Raw genomic sequence first — 19,781 nt, forward strand, 5'->3', positions numbered from 1 at the left:
TTTCGGGATATGGTGTCTGAAATACCAGACAGGAGCCCCGTGCCTGAGATTCCGGCCGCTCGCAACACCATGGCAGTGCTCAAGCACCTCGCATCGCGCCCCGGGCCCGTTCGCGCATCGAGCCTCGCACGCGAACTTGAGCTGCCTCGATCATCCGTCTATCAATTGCTGGCCGTCATGATCGAGGAAGGCTTTGTGGTGCACTACCCCGAAGACCAAACCTACGGGCTCAGCGCCCTCGTGGCCGAAATCGGCTCCTCAGCACTCCGCAGTGAACGACTTTCGCAACTCGCAACATCCCTCATGCACAGCCTGGCCGGTGAAGCACCAATCCCGGTCGTGGCACACCTCGCCGTACTCAGCGGGGCAGAAGTCAGTTATGCGGGGCGAGTACAAGGCAGCCGAGCCCCCACGACGGTGTCAGCGGTCGGCGTTCGGTTGCCCGCCCACCTCACGGCAACCGGGCGTGCGATGTTGGCGCAACTCACTGCTCCACAAGTGCGGGCGATCTATCCGTCACGCAACGCACTCACTCGTCGCCAAACCGCCGGCCCGCAGACTCTCACCGAACTCACTCAGCTTCTCACCACCACGCGCGAGCGTGGCTGGGCAATCGAGATTGGCGACGTCACGGCAGACTATGCGTCCGTCGGGGCCGCATCCTTCGACCGCAACGGCTACCCCTCGGCAGCCATCGGGCTGACCTTCAGAACGGATGCCGTCGGCGAGCACTGGGAGGAACTCGGTGCAGCAACCGTGGCCGCTGCGCGCGCGCTCACCTCTCGCCTTACGGGCCGTGCTGTGTAATTTGTTCGACTCGGGAAACAGCTACTTCCCGGCCACAACGACAGCAGGGCCGCACCCGAAGGTGCGGCCCTGCTGTACTAACTAGTGCTGGAGTTACGCCAGAACCTTGGTTACCTTACCGGCACCTACGGTACGTCCACCCTCACGGATGGCGAAGCCGAGGCCCTCTTCCATGGCGATGGGCTGAATAAGCTCAACGGTCATGTCAGTGGTGTCGCCAGGCATAACCATCTCGGTGCCCTCAGGCAACGTGATGACGCCGGTGACGTCGGTGGTGCGGAAGTAGAACTGCGGGCGGTAGTTCGCGTAGAACGGGTTGTGACGCCCACCCTCATCCTTTGACAGGATGTATGCGGTTCCCTCGAAGTTCGTGTGAGGAGTAACGGAACCAGGCTTAACAACAACCTGTCCACGCTCAACATCTTCACGCTTGGTTCCACGAAGAAGCAGACCACAGTTCTCGCCGGCCCATGCTTCGTCGAGCTGCTTGTGGAACATCTCGATACCAGTGACCGTGGTCTTCTGGGTCGGACGGATTCCAACAATCTCAACGTCAGAGTTGATGGCGAGAGTTCCACGCTCGGCGCGGCCCGTAACAACGGTTCCACGACCAGTGATCGTGAAGACGTCTTCAACCGGCATCAAGAACGGCTTGTCCTTGTCGCGGATGGGGTCAGGAACGTTCTCGTCAACAGCATCCATGAGGTCGAGGATGGACTGGGTCCACTTCTCGTCGCCCTCAAGCGCCTTGAGGCCCGATACGCGAACAACAGGAACGTTGTCGCCATCGAATCCCTGGCTGGAGAGAAGTTCGCGAACCTCGAGCTCAACGAGCTCAAGGATCTCTTCGTCATCAACCATGTCGGACTTGTTGAGTGCAACCATCAGGTACGGCACGCCAACCTGCTTGGCCAGAAGCACGTGCTCGCGCGTCTGAGCCATGGGACCGTCGGTCGCTGCAACCACGAGGATTGCACCGTCCATCTGAGCTGCACCAGTGATCATGTTCTTGATGTAGTCAGCGTGGCCCGGGGCGTCTACGTGTGCGTAGTGACGCTTCGGGGTCTCGTACTCAACGTGCGAGATGTTGATCGTAATTCCGCGCTGGCGTTCTTCCGGAGCAGAGTCAATTGTCGCAAAGTCACGCTGAACGTTAGTTGCCGAAGGGAACTTGTCTGCAAGAACCTTCGAGATCGCTGCGGTGAGTGTGGTCTTTCCGTGGTCAACGTGACCGATGGTTCCGATGTTTACGTGCGGCTTGGTCCGCTCGAACTTGGCCTTAGCCACTGTAGGTCCTCCTCAGGACTCGGTTGCTTCGCATCCGACGACTTTTCACGGCCGAATGTTTCGCAAGTTGGTGTGTATCTATGTTAGTTGCGCGCTGGTAGTGCGGCGATTACTCGCCCTTGTTCTTTTGAATAATCTCGTCAGCTACCGCACGGGGAACCTCAGAGTAACTGTCGAACGTCATCGAGTACACCGCGCGACCTGAAGTCTTGGACCTCAAGTCACCGACATAACCAAACATTTCCGACAGCGGTACGTGGGCGCGAACAACCTTTACGCCGGTCGCGTCCTCCATGGACTGGATCTGTCCGCGGCGACTGTTTAGGTCACCGATGACGTCTCCCATGTACTCCTCGGGAGTACGAACCTCGACCGCCATGAGCGGCTCGAGGAGAACTGGGTCAGCCTTGCGCGCTGCCTCTTTGAATGCCATCGTGCCAGCAATCTTGAACGCCATTTCTGACGAGTCAACATCGTGAGCAGCACCATCGAGGATGATTCCCTTGACGCCGACCATCGGGAATCCTGCGAGGACTCCGACACCCATTGACGCCTGGAAGCCCTGGTCGATCGATCCGATGTATTCACGAGGAATACGGCCACCGGTGACCTTGTTCACGAATTCGTAAACCTTGTCGCCAGTAACTTCCATCGGCTCGAGCGAGATCTGGACCTTTGCGAACTGACCCGATCCACCTGTCTGCTTCTTGTGGGTGTAGTCGTGCTTGTCCACAATGCGACGGATCGTTTCGCGGTACGCAACCTGCGGCTTACCAACGTTGGCTTCAACGTTGAATTCGCGCTTCATGCGGTCCACGAGGATGTCGAGGTGAAGTTCACCCATTCCCTTGATAACCGTCTGGCCAGTTTCCTGGTTCTGTTCGGTACGGAACGTGGGGTCTTCTTCAGCGAGCTTCTGAATAGCAAGACCAAGCTTTTCTTGGTCAGCCTTCGTCTTCGGCTCGATCGCTACCTCAATAACGGGCTCAGGGAACGTCATCGACTCAAGAACAACCTGGTTGTTCAGATCACACAGAGTGTCACCCGTCGTGGTGTCCTTGAGACCGATTACCGCGTAGATGTGACCGGCGGTAACGCTGTCGACAGGGATTTCCTTGTTGGCAGCCATCTGGAAGATCTTGCCGATGCGCTCCTTCTTGCCCTTAGTGGAGTTAGCTACGGCCCCACCGGAATCGAGTCGACCCGAGTACACGCGAATGTAGGTAAGGCGACCAAAGAAGGGGTGAACCGCAACCTTGAACGCGAGAGCAGCGAACGGCTCTGACGCATCAGGCTTGCGGATGATGATCTTCTCTTCATCGCGCGGGTCAGTTGCTTCCATGGGAGGCACGTCAAGCGGCGACGGGAGGTAATCGATAACAGCATCGAGCATCGGCTGAACGCCACGGTTCTTGAATGCAGAACCACAGAGAACGGGGTAGATCTCGCTGTTTACCGTGAGCTTACGAATCGCAGCTTTGATCTCAGCAACGCTGATCTCTTCGCCGGCGAAGTAGCGCTCCATGATGGCGTCATCAGTCTCAGCAACAACTTCAAGCAGAGCGGTGCGGTATTCCGCAGCCTTCTCTTTGAGGTCTTCGGGGATCTCTTCGATGGCGTACTTGGAGCCCATCTCGACGTCACCCTTTGAGTCTCCGCGCCACGTGAGTGCGCGCATCTCTACCAAGTCAACTACACCCTCGAAGGCGGACTCAAGTCCGATCGGGAGCTGCAGAACGAGGGGGCGAGCGCCGAGGCGCTTCACGATGGTGTCTACCGTGTAGTAGAAGTCCGCGCCCATCTTGTCCATCTTGTTGACGAAGCAGATGCGGGGAACGTCGTACTTGTCGGCCTGGCGCCAAACAGTCTCCGACTGTGGCTCCACACCCTCTTTACCGTCGAACACAGCGACAGCACCGTCGAGTACGCGGAGCGAACGCTCCACCTCAACTGTGAAGTCAACGTGGCCGGGGGTGTCGATGATGTTGATCTGGTTTTTGTTCCAGAAACAGGTGACAGCAGCAGACGTGATCGTGATGCCACGCTCTTGCTCCTGCTCCATCCAGTCAGTAGTCGACGCACCGTCGTGAGTTTCACCAATTTTGTGGTTTACACCCGTGTAGTAAAGGATGCGCTCAGTCGTTGTGGTCTTGCCAGCATCGATGTGAGCCATGATGCCAATGTTGCGGACCTTAGTCAGGTCGGTGAGCACGTCCTGTGCCACAGGTTCCTCCGAAAGTTTGGTTGAAAAGAATGGAACTCAATAGTGAAGCGAGTCAGACAGAGCCTGACTCGCTTCACTACGAGCAGCTACTACCAGCGGTAGTGAGCGAATGCCTTGTTAGATTCGGCCATCTTGTGGGTGTCTTCACGACGCTTTACAGCGGCGCCAAGTCCATTTGATGCATCCAAAATCTCGTTGGTGAGACGCTCAGTCATCGTCTTTTCACGACGACCCTTTGCGTAGCTCGTGAGCCAACGCAATGCGAGAGTGTTTGCACGGTGCGACTTGACCTCAACAGGAACCTGGTAGGTCGAGCCACCGACACGACGCGACTTGACCTCAAGGGTCGGGCGCACGTTGTCGAGTGCCTTCTTGAGAGTGACAACGGCGTCTTGGCCGGTCTTCTCGGTTACGCCTGCGAGTGCGCCGTAAACGATGCGCTCAGCAAGGCCCTTCTTGCCATCAAGAAGGATCTTGTTGACAAGCTGGCTGACAATGGGGGCGCCGTAAACGGGATCCGCGACTACGGGACGCTTTGGTGCTGGTCCTTTACGAGGCATTACTTCTTATCCTTCTTCGCGCCGTAGAGGCTACGAGCCTGCTTACGGTTCTTTACGGCCTGGGTGTCGAGCGCTCCACGAACGATCTTGTAGCGAACACCGGGGAGGTCCTTTACACGACCACCACGGATGAGCACCATCGAGTGCTCTTGAAGGTTGTGACCTTCTCGGGAATGTAGGCCGTGACCTCGGTACCGTTGGAAAGCTTGACACGAGCAACCTTGCGAAGAGCCGAGTTCGGCTTCTTCGGAGTCGTTGTGTAGACACGCGTGCAAACGCCGCGCTGCTGCGGGTTGGACTTAAGGGCGGGAGCCTTGGTCTTGACGACCTTCGGCGAGCGTCCCTTACGCACCAACTGCTGAATGGTGGGCACTAAATTACTCCTTGATTTTGCTGCACGGTGACAGCGTCATGATGGTTAGCATTCGAAGCTCTTCGCAGAATTTCGAGTTCATCTGGACCCACGCCCTAACCGAACTGATCGGTTGGTTTGCGGATATGCCGTGGGGGTCAGCCAGAAGACTGAACCCTGTGGTGTGAAGTGACTCACGCAAGAACCCCGCAGTAGCGGTTTGGCCGATGGCACGGTTCAAGCGCACGACAAAGCGCACACCTCAGAAAGAATAGCCCCCGGACCGGCCGGGGTCAAATGGTCACAGCGCACACGCAGCAAGCGAAACTCACTGGTGGCGGCGTAATCGTGACTAGTGCTGAGCTGCAGATTTCTCAGCGAGCTCGGCTTCCCACTGTGTGCGGGATTCGCGGTTGCGTTCGATGACCTTTCGGCCGCGCTTTGCTACAGGCGCGCCGCTCCACAGTGCCACCTCACGAGCGATAAGAGCTGCGGCAATAACGCGCGGGTCAATCAGTGCGAAAGCGAACAAACCTTGGGCCTGCTCGGGCGTATTTTCGACGATGCCGTTGGCCAAAAGGAGCACACCGACAGTACCGAAATACACCACTAGCCCGACGATGATGCTCGAAAAGACGTGTGCTGCCCAGCCTGCTCGGTTCACAATGAGCGCGATAACAATAGCGCCAAGAGCGAAGAAAGCGACGGGCACGTAGAACGCCGGCGCCTGAATGAACGAGAAATCTGTGCGGCCGGACTGCACAGCGTTGATGATGAGCACCGCGACAGCGAAGAGGACCGCAAAGATCAACGTCGACAGCAACGCAAAAAAGATACCGAAGCCTCGGTTGCCGGCGGCCTTTGGCGGCGTAGGCGCTGTGACATAAACCACGCGAGGCTCACCGGATGCCGAAGCGCTGGTCGCACCGGTAGCGGTAGCTTCTGACTCTGTGACGATCTCCGGCTCGTATTCGACCACTGGCTCAGCAAGCGGTTCCGCTTCAGCCTCGATCGTTGCGTCGTCATAGACCGGCTCGCTGGGGGCCTGGTCGGCCGCGACGGAATCGCTGTCAGCCGGGGGCAGAGGCGGCGAGGAGCCCGCCACGGGCTCTACGAGAGGCGCGGCTGCAGGAGCAGCGCCGTCGTCGGTGGCCGTCTCGTCGACGACTACAGCATCCTCAATGTTGTCGTGGTTCTGATCGAAAGAACCACGCTCTACAGATGGATCGGTCATGACTGATGCCTCCTAATGCCAGCGACTGATGAGCCTAGTCTACTGAGGCAGTTCCCAGAAATGAGAAGAACGCCACGACAGCATGCATCGTGGCGTTCTTCGCGCACTCAGGGCGCAGCATGGCGAATCTAGTTAGCGACTCCGCTCGATTCACCTGATGACGCGATTGGGGCACCGCTTGAGGCGAGGGCGTAGACAGCGCCCTCAATGCCAAGCTCATACTCTCCCGTATCCCCGCCGAGCCGTACTGCCGCGGAGCTAACCGAGAACGCTCGCTGATGCAGTTGGACATTGTTAATGAACTCGATGACTTCAGCCAAGGATCCCTTAACTTTAATGGACACCCCGACCGACACCAGCCCAGGCACCGTCTGCACTTGCGTGGAGCTCGTCGGCGTTTCCACCGGCGCTGCGGGTTCGTCAGACGCGGCAGATTCCTCGGTTTCGCCTTCTGTCGCGGGAGCTGCCGCGCCTTCAAATTCCGGCGCCAGAGCCTCAGCAACTTCCGAATAGGTCAGCTCAGTTAGCTCAACCCCGGCAGATGCGGCCAAGCTGCTGATTTGGCTGGCAAATTCCGAAGACTCTTGCGTTCCCGGTATCGCGAGCTGAGCCTTCGCGAGATCCGCGAAAAGCTGATCCGAATCTTCCGCAAGAGCCTTCAACACGGCAAGCTCAGCCTCTTTCACCTGATTTTGCGCTTCAACCGACATGAGGTCGTCATCCGATGTGGAAGCGGAGGCGAGCGCCGGCGATACACCAACGGCGTACCCCAACAGCAGGATGAGCACCACGCCGACCACACCGATTACATTCCACAGACGTGTCATTGTCATGAGCCGTTCTCCTCATCATCGGTGCCGGAGGTAGGCTCCGGAGAGTTAGTGGGCGCTGATTCGTCCGCCGGTTCGGCCTCCTCAACTACGCCGTCAAAACGGTGAAGTAGTGCCGTCTCACCAACGCGAACGATGACCGTTCCGCTAAAAGAACTTCCGTCATCGCTCTTGGTCGATATGAGAGTTGCTTGTACTACGCCGTCAACGCTGGGCAGCTCGCGCACCCAAGCATCTATCTCAGCGACTGAACCAGCTATTACTTCGAGAGAGAATGACGCTATCGACTCCGCGTCGAGCGAAGAGACCGACGGCGCGAATACCTGAAGTGGGTTCGCCGTATCGAAACTGTAGTCAGTTATCGACATACCGCTGCTGAGCTTTGAGTTGAGGCCATCGATCAAGCCCTTGACCGATACTTCGGTCGAATAAGCAAACACTCTGGCGGCTTCGGTCGAGATCAAGAGTTGATTTGCCGAGCGCACGTCGTTGTATTCGCCCTGATCGGCGGTCAACGACAGCGTTCGTGCGCGCGCGTCGTCGAGTGCGGCCTCACGTTGCAAGGAATAAATATTCGCTCCTACGGCCACGAGGATAGCCACCCCCATCGCTATCAGTGCAACGAAAATTGCTCGTGTTCGTGCACGGGCAGCAGCTTTTCGCTGGCCAATTCGGGCGGCAGCAAGTTCACGATCGGCAGGTACGCGACCGCCACCCTTATCTCGCGCCGAGCTGCAGGCTTCTTGTCACTCATACGGATACCCCCGTTACCAAACCAAGCGCCACGGACATGTCTTGAGCTTCTCCCGTGCCTCGCAAACCGCGAGCCACCGTTGCGAGCGAGAATGGATCGGGTTGTGTCGTTGGCACCTTGGTAAACTCGCCAACAGTCTCAACCAGCCCAAGAAGACGCGAACCGCCCCCGCTCATCACGATGCGATCGATCGCGCGGTTATTGCGAGCGTTCTGGAAATACTGAATCGTCGCTCGGATTGCCAACAACGTTTCGTTGACAAGTTCAAACGACACTTCGAGAGCTGGGCGTTGCTCGGGGGTGGCGCGGGCTGCAACGACGCCAACCGAACGCTTAATCGCTTCCGCGTCTCGTGCCGAAATATCGAGTCGCTGAGAGATTCCCTTGGTAATGTCAGCCCCCCCATTCGGCAAAAATCGAATGAAGTGCGGAACGTGACCCTCGAGTGCAACGAGCGTGGTGGTTGCGGCACCGATGTGAACCAACAGAGTTGTTTCCCCAGCCGACACCGGCCCCGCGAACAAACGCGTTAGGGCGAAGGCAGAAAGGTCAACGTTGACTGGCTGAACGGATGCCGCAGACGTTGCGTTCACGTTAACGAGAAGTGGCGCCTTGATCGCGGCGACAAGCATTCCCTGGAGCATAGCCCCCATCTCGCCGTCAACTTCGCTCGCCGGATAGAAATCGAGCAGGGCATCCGTCGCTGGGACAGGCAAGAGGTCTTGGACCTGAAAAGGAAGCGACTCGCGCACCTGATTGAGAGGAAGCCGCGGAACTGTGATGTCGCGCGCGAGCACTTTTGAGTTGCCGACGCCTAGAACTACGTCCCGCGTCTTGAATCCGGTCGCTGACCAGAGCTTGCGGATTGCGGCGGTAACAGTTGCGGAGTCGATGACTTCCCCGGCACGAACTGCCCCCTCCGGCAACGGAACTTCTCCAAATCGAAGAATCGTTGGACGTTGTTGGTTTGGACCATCCACTTCCACAGCACGTATCGCTGTGGAGCCGATGTCCAGCCCTATTAGTTTTTTTCCCATATTTCCCCCCCCAGACGACGATCAACTAAGACCGACAGCCACCAGATATCCGTTCCAAATTTGTGCGCCTAACGCTATGCCCAACCAGGCACCGGCGATCATCCACGGTCCGAAAGGAATCGCCGAGCGGCGACCTGCCTTTTTCACAACCAAGAGTGCAATTGCAAAAACCCCTCCAAGCAAAAACGCTGCAAAGGCTCCGACTGCGAGCGTTCCCCAGCCCAGCCAACCGAGATAAAGCCCGACGACCGCCGAGAGTTTCACATCGCCCATCCCCATCCCCCGTGGCGACACAATCGCGACGATGAAATAGAACGCGAATAACGCGAGCGCTCCGAGTACTGCACCAAACAACGCCGCCCAATTTCCCGTTCCCGCACTCGCGATAGCTAGCAAGACGAGGCCAACAACCAGCGAAGGAAGCACGATCTTATTCGGCAATGTCTGGGTGTCGAGGTCAATCAACGTCAGAGCGATCGAAATTGCTGCGAAATAAAGGAAGGCAGGAAGCGCCCACACCATGGACGTCTCAGCGCCCACTGCGGCAGCGATACCGCTGAACGCCAGCGCCGTTGCTGCTTCCACGAGAGGATAGCGCGCTGAAATTGGCTCTCCGCAGTCACGGCATTTGCCCCGCAAGATAAGCCAGCTGATGACGGGAATATTGTCGTAGGCACGGATCGCATGGTCACAGCGAGGGCATGCGCTCGGAGGTGAAGAGAGTTTTCCCCCGAGCGGCAGGCGCCACACGACAACGTTGAGGAAGGATCCCACTGCTAAGCCAAGAAGGCCCGCAAAGACGATCGCAAGAGTAGTTGCCGTCATGACGTCGGGGCACCAGCAGCGTTGTAGGCCGGTTCCACTTCAATCCACACGTCAACTCCATAGGTCGTCGTCACTGGCGACAAGAACTTGGGCGGTGCGGTGTACTTGAGTCGCGCGTCATAAACATAGTTCTTCGAATACCCGCCACCGTTGCTCGACACAATCCCACGGAACTTCTGCGCAATTGCGCCATTCACGGTAAGAACCGCATTCGCCGGAGCGTGTGCAGGATTCTGCACAAGGAAAGTGTGGGAGACAGACAGAATCGCGGCATCGATTCGACGCTCTTTGTCGCCGCTGCTGTCGTTGATGGGGCCCAGCCTCCAGCCATACCAGGACGAGTAGGAGTACTTCACGGGATTCCACACCCAAACCGCGTCGTTACCGACCAAGCCGAGCATGTCGGCTTCAGGGTCGTTGTATTTGATGTCACCAATGACGTAGACATAGTGCTCTGCGGACAATGTCGTCTGACCCTTGAGCGTGCCCTTCACGAAGAGGTCACCATCACGGCAACCGTAAGAGCTTGAAGCCCCGTACTCATCTTTCAGAGGGTATCCGAGACCGTTACCCTTTCCGCCATCTTGGCCAACGCAGGACAGCCCAGTCGGGGTTTTATCGGATGCCCAATAGTTGGGATCGGTCTTTACCGTAGGAACGTTTTGCACGTAGATAACATTCTTCGCTGGCAATGTAAACGGCGATCCTGTCGCCAGCTGAGACGCGGTACCGCATTCAGAGTTATTCTCATACCCGGAGGCGGGTGAACCCTTGATCCGCGTCTTCTTAGTCCACGGGGACTTCACCGAAATCTTCCCATCAGACTGCAAAATAATCTGGGTCGGCCCCGTGTACAAGCATCCCGGCAGGGGGACACCATCCGACTTCAGATCAGTACGGGTCTCTCGGAGATGTTCGGAGTTCGTGGCTGGCATCCCAATGTATTCCTTGAAAATAGGGCCAGTGTTGTCGCCGAATTTTTGACCGGTGCAGCTGGCACCGTATGACTGCTCAGGCGTGTAGCGAAGCGTTTTAGGCGCTACCGGCGTGTACGACGTAGTCAATGTGTCCATGAACGTTGCGTTGCAGATACGAATCGTGTCGTTGGAGTGCGCTGGGCCGTTGATCACGTCGTCGCCGCCGAAAGCGATCTCGCCGCAATTTCCGCTAATCTTGTCGCGGCCTGCCCACCAGTGCTTCACACAACTAGCCGCAACGCCCGTGTACGAAGGATCCTGCATCTCATAATCAGTGAAGTAGAGAAAATCGATGAAACCGTCCTGGTGCAAATCCGCCACTATCGAACGTGTTTCGCCCCCGACCTTGCCAGTGGAACGAATACGCACGTTACCACTCCCGGCATATTTTGAGTTGTCCACCTCATAGCGGAAGAACGAATCTCCCTTGCCTTCTGGCACTGGCTGCCAGGCCTCATTGACCTGCACGTTGAAGGCATCGTTCTTTTGTGCCACAGCCGGGAGTTTTACACTGCTCCCGGTCGAAACGCTGAAGGCAGCGGCAGGGTTACCGTACTGCATATATGAGGTATCTTCCGAGAGCCTGCTTTGGTAATCCTCGACTCCCGCATAGGCCGCTGCTAGCGATGCCGACCACTCCTCGGTCGACGCCGACTGGCGGAACCCGCCTGTAGCATAGGTCACCGCAGTTGTGACGAGCAGTCCAAGAACGACAGTAATCCCGATAACCATCGGAAGAGCTACACCGCGGTCACCCGCAAGTCGGGAACGCAATAAACGGATCATGGTTTGAATCCAATTCTGGGAACATCGAGGTTGGGTATGCCGACAGTGTTCTGGAGGGTCGCGGTTTGCGCAGCGCCCGAGGGGTCAGTTTGCACCGTCATCGAGACGGTGACAGCAATGATCTTTGAGAACGGATCGGCCTCGGTCCACAAAATCTCAGTCGGAGCACCGGGAGTGCGCACGTCCACACTCTTGAGGTAGGCAAAAACAGGGGTTCCGCTACCGGCGATTTGGCGAACTATTGTGCGTTCGGAGCTCGGAGTTCCGGACTTAAACGTATACACACCTTTGTTTTCTGCCGTAACTTCCCAACGCTTTTCTACCAGGGTGCGGTCGGCAGTAATTTCGAACATCACCTTCACTGGCTTAGGGTTCGCCGCCTGCGTGTCCAAGAATGCCGTGAGAACTACTTTTTCTGGCTTCGCTTCACTAAATACAGGGCTCAGTGCGCCGCTCGGCAACTTGAGCTGAGTGCCAGAACGGATGACTCGTGTAAGTTCATTCATCGCGACAGTCGCTGATGACGAGTTCGTAGACGCGGAACGGTCACTCGTGAACGATCTAGTGAAGCTAACAAAGATGGTCATCACCATTGCGAGCATCATCGACAGCAGAGTGATCGTGACGATGAGTTCAGCGAGCGTCACACCGCGTTCATCGCCTTGAATGCCACGAACGCGAACAAATAGGGCAGCACGAATTTTCTTCATTAGGGAGCCACCCTCGGATCCACTAGAACAGTTCCCGGAGCCGACGAGGTCCCGCCGAGGATTGGCGACAGGATGCTGACGATGGCCCCCCAGCTGCTGCCGCTCTGCTTCTCGATCTTCCAAGTTCCGTAAGGGAGTGCGATGTGGGTAGTGCTCGAAGTAAGTTTTTTGAACGCCAACGTATCGCCCTTGTCGCAGCCAGGATCTCCGGTCCCCGCCACGGCATCGATAGAAACCGCTCGAATGGTTGAGCCCGCCAACGCGGAAACATCTACGAGGCCCATCGGTACCACTGCGTCGGCATTTCCTCCAGGAACAGCAGCAGTAAACACGTTGGGTGGTGAACTGTATTTCACAACCCCAACGGTGACCTCCGGCCACAACGCTGGATTCGGCGACAGACAATATTTCGCTGGACTTGCTGGATCCTGCGGCTTCACCACGTAGGTGCCAGCGATCGTTTCGTATCCGGAACGCCACGGAAAGAGATCAACATTTCGGGTTAGGTTCGCGTTTGTGTTCGGCACGGGGCTAACGAAGGTGCCGTACGAGCTGAGCATCGTCGTTGACATATTTGTGGGAATCTGCACTTTTTCCGGCGCCGTGGCTGCGATGTAGTTGAGACGGTAATGCGCCGCTTCGTCGTAATTGAACGACAGAGATACAGATTTACCAGCGGCGACTTTTGCAAGCTTGCTTGGCGCAGTAACCTGACCATCGTCGGTAATAAAGCCTGAACGGGCGACCGTTACGTCGTAATTTCCCGGAACCACTTTGAGAATAAAGGTGCAGCCTTGCACATTTGTATTATCAATCGTGGTTGTAGGCGTCGTGGCGCCTGCTGCAGGCGTCGATGGTTTAGCGGTCACGGCTACGCCGGAGATGCCATCTCCGCCACCGCCCGTCACCGATACCAGAATGGTTCCGAGGGCTGGGTCGTTGATGCGGTTGTTCGGTGCGAGAAGAGTGTCGAAGCGCACAGGTTCTGTACCCGGCCGCATGTTGGGCCAGGTTACTTCGACGTTGATGCGTTTGTACCGCAACGCGCCACCGCCTGCGCTGCACGCTACGGTTTCGTTGCCGGCGGCGACCCAGCCGGTAGAGCGCGTGACGGTGAAATCATCGCCATTGAGAGTTTTGACATAGGTGGCGTCGAACAGCTGGAAGACATCTTCGGCGCTGCGAGCCAAGTCAATTTCTTGAGACGCGAGGTTTGCCGCGACGACCCGCGCACGGTTGTCTCGTGTGACCGTCAATACGGTTGTCAGTGACTGAAGCACGGCGAGCGAGACAATCGCGAAGATCATCATCGCCACGACTACCTCAAGAAGGCTCATTCCTGCGTCGGAGCTACGCAGTCGCTGTAGAACCTTGTGCATGATGAGCCCTTTCGTTCGGGTAGTCAGGGTTTATGGTGTTGCGTGAGATTCGGATTCTCTCGGCGGAGCGATCATTCTTCAGGGGTGAAAACGGGGCGCCGCCGCTTGGCGACACCCCGTTTGCAGACATACGTACGGCTATTAGCTAGTCGGCAACTGGTCCCGTGGTCTTACCATCGACGCTCTTATATGTCCAGGTTTGAGCGGTGTATTCGTTATGAGTGACGGAGAATTCATAGCCCGACACGCTGGTGTTTTCCACCAACAGGACCACGGAAGAAGTGTTCTTGTAGCCATTGTCTGTGAGCCCGGTCATACTAAGAGCCGCGTATGAACCGTTCGCACCAATCGCGTAAGTCTCAGCCGCAATAACCGCGTTGGCGATGTCGGACTTGACCTGCGATTCCCAAGCGCCCTGGCGCTGGTTGAGAAGAACGGGATCGCGATCGCGGCAAGGATGCCGATGATCAGAACGACTACGAGGAGCTCAACGAGAGTGAAGCCCTTCTGGTCGTTTCCGAGGTCGTTGCGCTTCGTGCGCAGTGCTTCGTGCATGCGAGTAATCATTGGTTTTCCTGTCTGTGGTTCGGATCTTGGACAGGGGCCCCCAGAAAAATGAGCTTCTCAGCCCCCCACAGAAATACTCTCAACATGTACGGCAGCTGAGAATCCCGCGAACGGGGGTAAACCGCCCGAATTACGACCCCAGTGTGAGGGGCGCCACGCGCGCAACCTACCCGTTCTGGCAGATTCCGCGTGCCAATGGCATGAACACGGACTTTAACGGCCAAACGGGGACGCAGCGACTCGGGTCGCGGCGTCCCCGTTTCGGGCTGCTAGGCGTTACTTAATCTGGTCAAAGATCGCGAAGATCGGCATGTACAACGCGATGACCATCACGCCCACGATCGAGCCAATTACACCGATCATGAGCGGTTCGATGAGCGCCGTGAGCTGCTCAGTAGTCTTGAGAACTTCGTCATCGTAAAAATCAGCAATCTTCGCGAGCATGACTTCCATCGAGCCGGCATCCTCACCAACAGCCACCATCTGAGTCACCATCGACGGAAACACGCTCTCGCGAGCCAGAGGAGCCGAGACAGATTGCCCCGACCGCACGGAGTCAGCGACGCGACGCAGAGCTTCCTCGATCACATAGTTGCCCGAGGTCTCCCCCACGATCGAGAGAGCTTGAAGGATAGGCACACCGGCCCCCAACATGGTGCCGAAGTTGCGGGTGAACCGTGAAATCGAAACTTTACGGAATAAAGGTCCAAACACCGGCATCCTGAGCTTGAAAGGATCTACTGCTTTGCGAACACGCACTGTGTGCTTGTTCTTCTTCCACCACACGGAAAAGACGACACCCGCCACGATGAGAATGGGGGCCGCAAACTTCATGCCATCCGACGCCCAGACCAGCATCTGAGTGAGCAATGGCAGCTGACCCCCTAGATCTTCAAACATCTGCTGGAAGACAGGCACGATGAAGATAAGCATTCCCACCACAGCCGCAATCGCCATGATCAGAACGACCACCGGATAGGTCAGCGCAGACTTGATCGTTCCACGAAGTTTTACTTCGCTCTCGAAGTTATTGGCGATCGATTCGAGGGCGTTATCGAGGAACCCACCCGTCTCGCCCGCACGAACTAGATGGATCATGATCGGCGGAAAAACTGTTGCATGCTTAGCGAACGCGTCAGACAACGTTCCGCCGGTCTCAACATCTTGGCGAATATCCCCTAGCGCCTTCGCCAGCGTCGTATTCTCCGTTTGTTCCGACAGAATGACGAGCGCCCGGATCAGCGACAGGCCTGCCGCAATCATCGTCGACATCTGACGGCTCATCACCGCGAGATCATCGAGACCAACGCCCTTCTGGAGAAAGGAAATATTGATCTCTTTGTTGAGCCCCGTGCCAGAACCAGCTTCAGTCACCGAAATCGGGCTGATGCCCATAGCACGTAGGCGCCCTAACACTTGATTCTCGCTCAAAGCATCGATGCGTCCCTTGACGACCTTGCCTGCCTGATTGCGAGCTTTGTACTCAAAGGCCTTCGTAGCGGATGTTGCAGCCGCCATTAGCGCGCTCCTGCCGTTGAGTTATCGCCCATCAAACGGTGCATGCCTTCCGGGTCGTGCGCCTTCGCCATCGCCGCCTCTTCAGTGATCGCACCAGACTTGGCCAGGCCAGCGAGGTGCTGGTCCATGGTGTGCATTCCGCCGCTGCGACCCGCCTGCATCGCTGAGGGGATCTGGTAGATCTTGCCCTCACGAATGAGGTTTCCGATAGCCGGAGTCATGGTGAGTACCTCAGTGGCAACCACACGCCCCTTGCCGCTGGCGCGACGCACAAGAGTCTGACAGATGATGCCCTGCAGCACAGCAGCGAGCTGGGTACGAACCTGGCCCTGCTGGTGCGGCGGGAAGACGTCGATGATGCGGTCAACGGTTTGCGCAGCATCCTGAGTGTGCAGAGTCGCAAACACGAGGTGGCCGGTCTCCGCCGCGGTAAGCGCAATCGAGATCGTTTCAAGGTCTCGAAGCTCACCAATCAGGATCACGTCGGGGTCTTGACGAAGAACGTGTTTGAGGGCTGCCGTAAACGAGTGGGTGTCACGGCCAACCTCGCGCTGGTTAACCAGCGACTTCTGGTTGCCGTGCAAAAACTCAATCGGGTCTTCGACAGTAACGATATGGTCTGCACGCGTGCGGTTGACAAGGTCGATAAGAGCGGCGAGCGTCGTGGACTTGCCGGAACCCGTTGGCCCCGTCACGAGGACGAGCCCGCGAGGCAGAGTTGCAAACTGCGAAACTGACTCCTGGATGCCCAGGTCCTTCAGCTGCTTGATCTCGGTCGGAATGATTCGGAAGGCCGCGCCCATATTGCCACGGTCCATGTAGAAGTTCACTCGAAAACGAGCGGCTTCAGAAAGTTCGAAAGCAAAGTCAAGTTCGAGAACCTCAAGGAACTGAGCTTCCTGCTTCGCATCGAGGATGCTGAAAAGTGCGTTGCGAGTGCGTTCCTTATCCCACTCTGCTGCCCCCTGCAGGGGCTGAAGACCACCGTCAACACGAATCATCGGCACGGCGCCGGACGAAATGTGGAGGTCAGATGCTCCCGTATAGACGACCTCTTTTAGAGCACTCAGAAGCTCTGGACTCGAGCCTTCCTTCGCGGTCAACTCCATCTCGGGACGTGCTTCAGCCTCTTGCTCAACGAGCTTAGGGACTGAAAGAAGCTGAGATTCGCGTGGTGCCGTAGCTTGTTCGGCCCCGAACCCGCTAGTGAAAGTCAAAAGCCCCTCGGTGACGCCCGGAGGCGGAAAGCTAGTGAAATCCTCGGTGGGAGCGTCACCATCAGGAACATCGAAAAGACGGGTCTTCACGTCTTCGGGAGCGTCTGCTTGAGCACCGGATGCTGCCGACGGGGCAGGTGCAGCTGGCGCAGCCGGAGTCGCCGGCGCGCTCGAATCGTCGAGGCTGAACGCGGTGGCGGATGCCGTTGCCTCGGCCTCTGAATCTGTGGCGTCGGAGAAATAGGGAACCTCGGCGGCGCTCGGCGATGGAGCAGGCGCCGGAGCAGGCGCCGGAGCTGGAGCCGGTGCTGCCGGCATCGATGCACCAGCCGCAGTCGTTGCTGCAGAAGTTTGAGACATTGCGCCCGCGGCCGCCTGACGGAACAACTCATCGAGCGAGTCGATCGAGGTCACCGGCTCGGTAGCCATGCGACGCGCACGTCGGCCGCCATCGGCTGCGGGATCCGCGGTCGGTGCGGACTCGGTAGGTGCGGTGGGAGCAGTGAATGCCGCCGGGGCAGCCGGCGGTGCTGCTGGCGGTGCCGCCGGTGCAGCGGGCGCGGAAACACCGCCGTTGTCATTGCTCTTGATCGAGCCCGAGGGCGGTGGAATCGTAGGCAGCGGTGACGCCGGCACGGTCGCAGCCGAAGCCGAAGGTGCCGCGCCGGTCTGCGCCCACTCGGGGAACGGCGTCGATGATGCCTGCGGGTTGCTCGGCCCCGGCACACTCGAACCCGCTGCGGGCGGCGGCGCATTCGTCGGCACGCTTTGCCCCTTCGGTGTGAACAAACTCTCGTTTACCGATTGCGACGGGATGTCGTAAATTCGCTTAGCCATAATTCCCCCAGTAATTCTTCTATGCGACGACGCGCAAAATCTCTTCGATCGACGTCAAGCCCAGTTGAGCTTTAGCCCAACCATCCATGCGCAGCGTGCGCATTCCCTGCTCGATCGCGACCCGGCTGATCTCCGCACTCGAGGAGCGCGCAACAGCGAGACGTTCAATCTCTTCGGTCACTGCCATCACTTCGTGCAGTGCGATTCGACCGCGGTATCCCGTCTTGGAACACACGGTGCAGCCAACGGGTGCGTACAAAGTCGGCATCGGACCTTCTGGGTTGAAGCCGACTTTCAAATTCACGAGGTCTTGCGGGTTGTGAGCCGCTGGTTGCTTGCAACGGTCACACAAGCGGCGCGCGAGTCGCTGAGCCACGACACAGTCGATTGCCGAACCGACCAAGAATGGCTCAATGTCCATCTCGATCAATCGCGTGATAGCCGCAGGTGCGCCGTTAGTGTGCAGGGTGCTCAACACGAGGTGACCGGTGAGCGCCGCTTCGATCGCAATCTGCGCCGTCTCTTGGTCTCGGATCTCACCGATGAGCACAACATCCGGGTCAGATCGCAGAATCGAGCGCAGCGCACTAGCGAACGTGAGGCCCGCCTTCGGGTTTACCTGCACCTGGTTGATGCCCGCCATGCGGTACTCGACCGGGTCTTCAACGGTGATGACGTTGATCTCCGGGCGAGCAACGGCGTTCAAGGTTGTGTACAGAGTGGTCGACTTACCCGAACCGGTAGGGCCAGTCACGAGAATCATGCCGTAGGGCTTGGAGTACGCCTCTTTGTAAATCGCGGCATTGTGCTCGAGCAGGTACAACTGGCTCAGATCAAGAGTCGTGTTGGAGTTGTCGAGAATACGCATAACAACTTTTTCGCCGTAGACGGTCGGCAACGTCGCGACACGAAGGTCAATTTTCTTTTGACCGTGGATGACCGAAATACGGCCATCCTGAGGCTTGCGACGCTCGGCGATGTCCATCTCGGCCATGATCTTGAGGCGTGAAATCACGCCGTTCTGAATCTGGCGAGGTGCGCGCTGCATTTCGTGCAGCACGCCATCGATGCGGTAGCGAACGCCAAGGTCGTGCTCGCCAGGCTCGATGTGAATATCGGATGCTTTGTCTTGGATGCCCTGGCTAATCAGCAGGTTCACAAAACGAACGATGGGTGCGTCGTCTTCGGTTGGCTCATTGCTCGAGGCAATGGCGACATCGGTGGATGTTGCTTCTTGCTCAAGCTCACTGCTGAGGCTGGAGAGTTCGCCGTCGGCACGGTGGAAGCGATCAAGTGCTGTCTGAAGGTCGCTGCGCTCAGCAACAACAACGCGAATCTGGCGTCCGGTGGCTGAGCGAATGTCATCGAGAGCAAAGATGTTACCGGGGTCAACCATGGCCAGAACGAGGTATCCCTCGGAGAAGGCGATGGGCAGAACCTCGTGGCGGCGGCAAATTGCCGCGGGGGCGAGGGCTACAGCTTGGTGGTCGACAGCAAAGTCAACGAGTTCAACAAACGGCACGCCAGCCTGCGCCGCACGAGCTGACGCGAGTTGTGCCGGCGATATGGTGCCACTGTCTAGTAGATTTCTGACCAGTGCTTCTTCGTCAGAGTGTGACGTTCCCACGGAATCAATGCTCTCAATAGGCATCATTCCGCGAAGAATCAGTACTTCAGCAAGTGTTGTCACGCGTGCCTCCCCCCAAGGTCTTAGCGAATTCCCACGCTAATCGAGACACATCACCACCACCAGCCCCACTTGTGAGGGGTAGTCAAGTCGTTTCAGGAAGCCCATTCGCCGCGAGTCGCAGCATTGAGTGCCAAATTAGTGTTCATTTCGACGTAAGCAGCGAATCGGGGCATTGCACATTCGTCGACGA

The 19,781-nt window shown here is 57.6% G+C and carries 17 protein-coding genes and 1 pseudogene; 1 reads left to right on the top strand and 17 read right to left on the bottom strand.

The window, feature by feature from the left end; translation table 11 throughout:
* Nucleotides 1-39 precede the first annotated feature (39 nt).
* Nucleotides 40-807 (top strand): IclR family transcriptional regulator, encoded by a 768-nt coding sequence (locus ON14_RS06000; protein ID WP_010203845.1) that lies wholly within the window; start codon nt 40-42, stop codon nt 805-807.
* Nucleotides 808-900: 93 nt separating this feature from the next.
* Here ON14_RS06000 and tuf read toward each other — a convergent pair whose 3' ends face one another.
* The 17 genes and pseudogenes from tuf to ON14_RS06085 all read right to left on the bottom strand — a co-directional run bounded on the left by tuf (nt 901) and on the right by ON14_RS06085 (nt 19,591).
* The gene (tuf, locus tag ON14_RS06005; protein ID WP_010203846.1) at nt 901-2,094 is read right to left on the bottom strand and encodes an elongation factor Tu; all 1,194 of its coding nucleotides are present in this window, start codon (nt 2,092-2,094) and stop codon (nt 901-903) included.
* A gap of 109 nt (nt 2,095-2,203) precedes the next feature.
* Nucleotides 2,204-4,318 carry an elongation factor G gene (gene fusA / locus ON14_RS06010; protein WP_010203847.1) on the bottom strand — a complete coding sequence of 705 codons (2,115 nt, stop codon included), beginning with the start codon at nt 4,316-4,318 and terminating at the stop codon, nt 2,204-2,206.
* 89 nt (nt 4,319-4,407) lie between these two features.
* The gene (gene rpsG, locus ON14_RS06015) at nt 4,408-4,878 is read right to left on the bottom strand and encodes a 30S ribosomal protein S7 (RefSeq protein WP_010203848.1); all 471 of its coding nucleotides are present in this window, start codon (nt 4,876-4,878) and stop codon (nt 4,408-4,410) included.
* A pseudogene (gene rpsL / locus ON14_RS06020) lies at nt 4,878-5,251 on the bottom strand (30S ribosomal protein S12). The gene rpsG and the pseudogene rpsL overlap by 1 nt, the downstream one beginning before the upstream one ends.
* 331 nt (nt 5,252-5,582) lie before the next feature.
* A complete protein-coding gene (locus ON14_RS06030; protein WP_010203850.1) occupies nt 5,583-6,464 on the bottom strand; it encodes a hypothetical protein in 882 nt (293 codons plus the stop codon).
* A gap of 128 nt (nt 6,465-6,592) precedes the next feature.
* On the bottom strand, nt 6,593-7,297 hold the full coding sequence (locus tag ON14_RS06035) for a hypothetical protein (RefSeq protein WP_010203853.1): 705 nt from the start codon (nt 7,295-7,297) through the stop codon (nt 6,593-6,595).
* Complete coding sequence (locus ON14_RS06040; RefSeq protein WP_010203854.1) at nt 7,294-7,902, bottom strand: hypothetical protein; 609 nt, start codon at nt 7,900-7,902, stop codon at nt 7,294-7,296. The genes ON14_RS06035 and ON14_RS06040 overlap by 4 nt, the downstream gene beginning before the upstream one ends.
* Nucleotides 7,903-7,907: 5 nt before the next feature.
* Nucleotides 7,908-8,048, bottom strand: a complete 141-nt coding sequence (locus ON14_RS15810; RefSeq protein WP_158000075.1) for a hypothetical protein — start codon at nt 8,046-8,048, stop codon at nt 7,908-7,910.
* A complete protein-coding gene (gene pilM, locus ON14_RS06045) occupies nt 8,045-9,085 on the bottom strand; it encodes a type IV pilus assembly protein PilM (protein WP_039741847.1) in 1,041 nt (346 codons plus the stop codon). The genes ON14_RS15810 and pilM overlap by 4 nt, the downstream gene beginning before the upstream one ends.
* 21 nt (nt 9,086-9,106) lie before the next feature.
* Nucleotides 9,107-9,910, bottom strand: coding sequence for a prepilin peptidase (locus ON14_RS06050; protein WP_010203856.1), 804 nt, complete (start codon nt 9,908-9,910; stop codon nt 9,107-9,109).
* Nucleotides 9,907-11,673 carry a hypothetical protein gene (locus ON14_RS06055; protein ID WP_010203858.1) on the bottom strand — a complete coding sequence of 589 codons (1,767 nt, stop codon included), beginning with the start codon at nt 11,671-11,673 and terminating at the stop codon, nt 9,907-9,909. The genes ON14_RS06050 and ON14_RS06055 overlap by 4 nt, the downstream gene beginning before the upstream one ends.
* Nucleotides 11,670-12,383, bottom strand: coding sequence for a pilus assembly FimT family protein (locus ON14_RS06060; protein WP_010203863.1), 714 nt, complete (start codon nt 12,381-12,383; stop codon nt 11,670-11,672). The genes ON14_RS06055 and ON14_RS06060 overlap by 4 nt, the downstream gene beginning before the upstream one ends.
* Nucleotides 12,383-13,762, bottom strand: coding sequence for a type IV pilus modification PilV family protein (locus ON14_RS06065; protein WP_010203864.1), 1,380 nt, complete (start codon nt 13,760-13,762; stop codon nt 12,383-12,385). Before ON14_RS06065 ends, ON14_RS06060 begins: the two co-directional genes overlap by 1 nt.
* A gap of 312 nt (nt 13,763-14,074) precedes the next feature.
* Nucleotides 14,075-14,329: a prepilin-type N-terminal cleavage/methylation domain-containing protein gene (locus ON14_RS16305; RefSeq protein ID WP_010203865.1), complete on the bottom strand. Its 255-nt coding sequence runs from the start codon at nt 14,327-14,329 to the stop codon at nt 14,075-14,077.
* 276 nt (nt 14,330-14,605) lie between these two features.
* Nucleotides 14,606-15,847, bottom strand: coding sequence for a type II secretion system F family protein (locus ON14_RS06075; RefSeq protein ID WP_010203866.1), 1,242 nt, complete (start codon nt 15,845-15,847; stop codon nt 14,606-14,608).
* Complete coding sequence (locus ON14_RS16310) at nt 15,847-17,901, bottom strand: type IV pilus twitching motility protein PilT (protein ID WP_272943378.1); 2,055 nt, start codon at nt 17,899-17,901, stop codon at nt 15,847-15,849. The genes ON14_RS06075 and ON14_RS16310 overlap by 1 nt, the downstream gene beginning before the upstream one ends.
* A gap of 19 nt (nt 17,902-17,920) precedes the next feature.
* Nucleotides 17,921-19,591, bottom strand: coding sequence for a GspE/PulE family protein (locus ON14_RS06085; protein WP_010203869.1), 1,671 nt, complete (start codon nt 19,589-19,591; stop codon nt 17,921-17,923).
* Nucleotides 19,592-19,781: the final 190 nt, after the last annotated feature.

The sequence above is a fragment of the Salinibacterium sp. PAMC 21357 genome (assembly GCF_000247645.1).
Classification (GTDB): Bacteria; Actinomycetota; Actinomycetes; order Actinomycetales; family Microbacteriaceae; genus Rhodoglobus.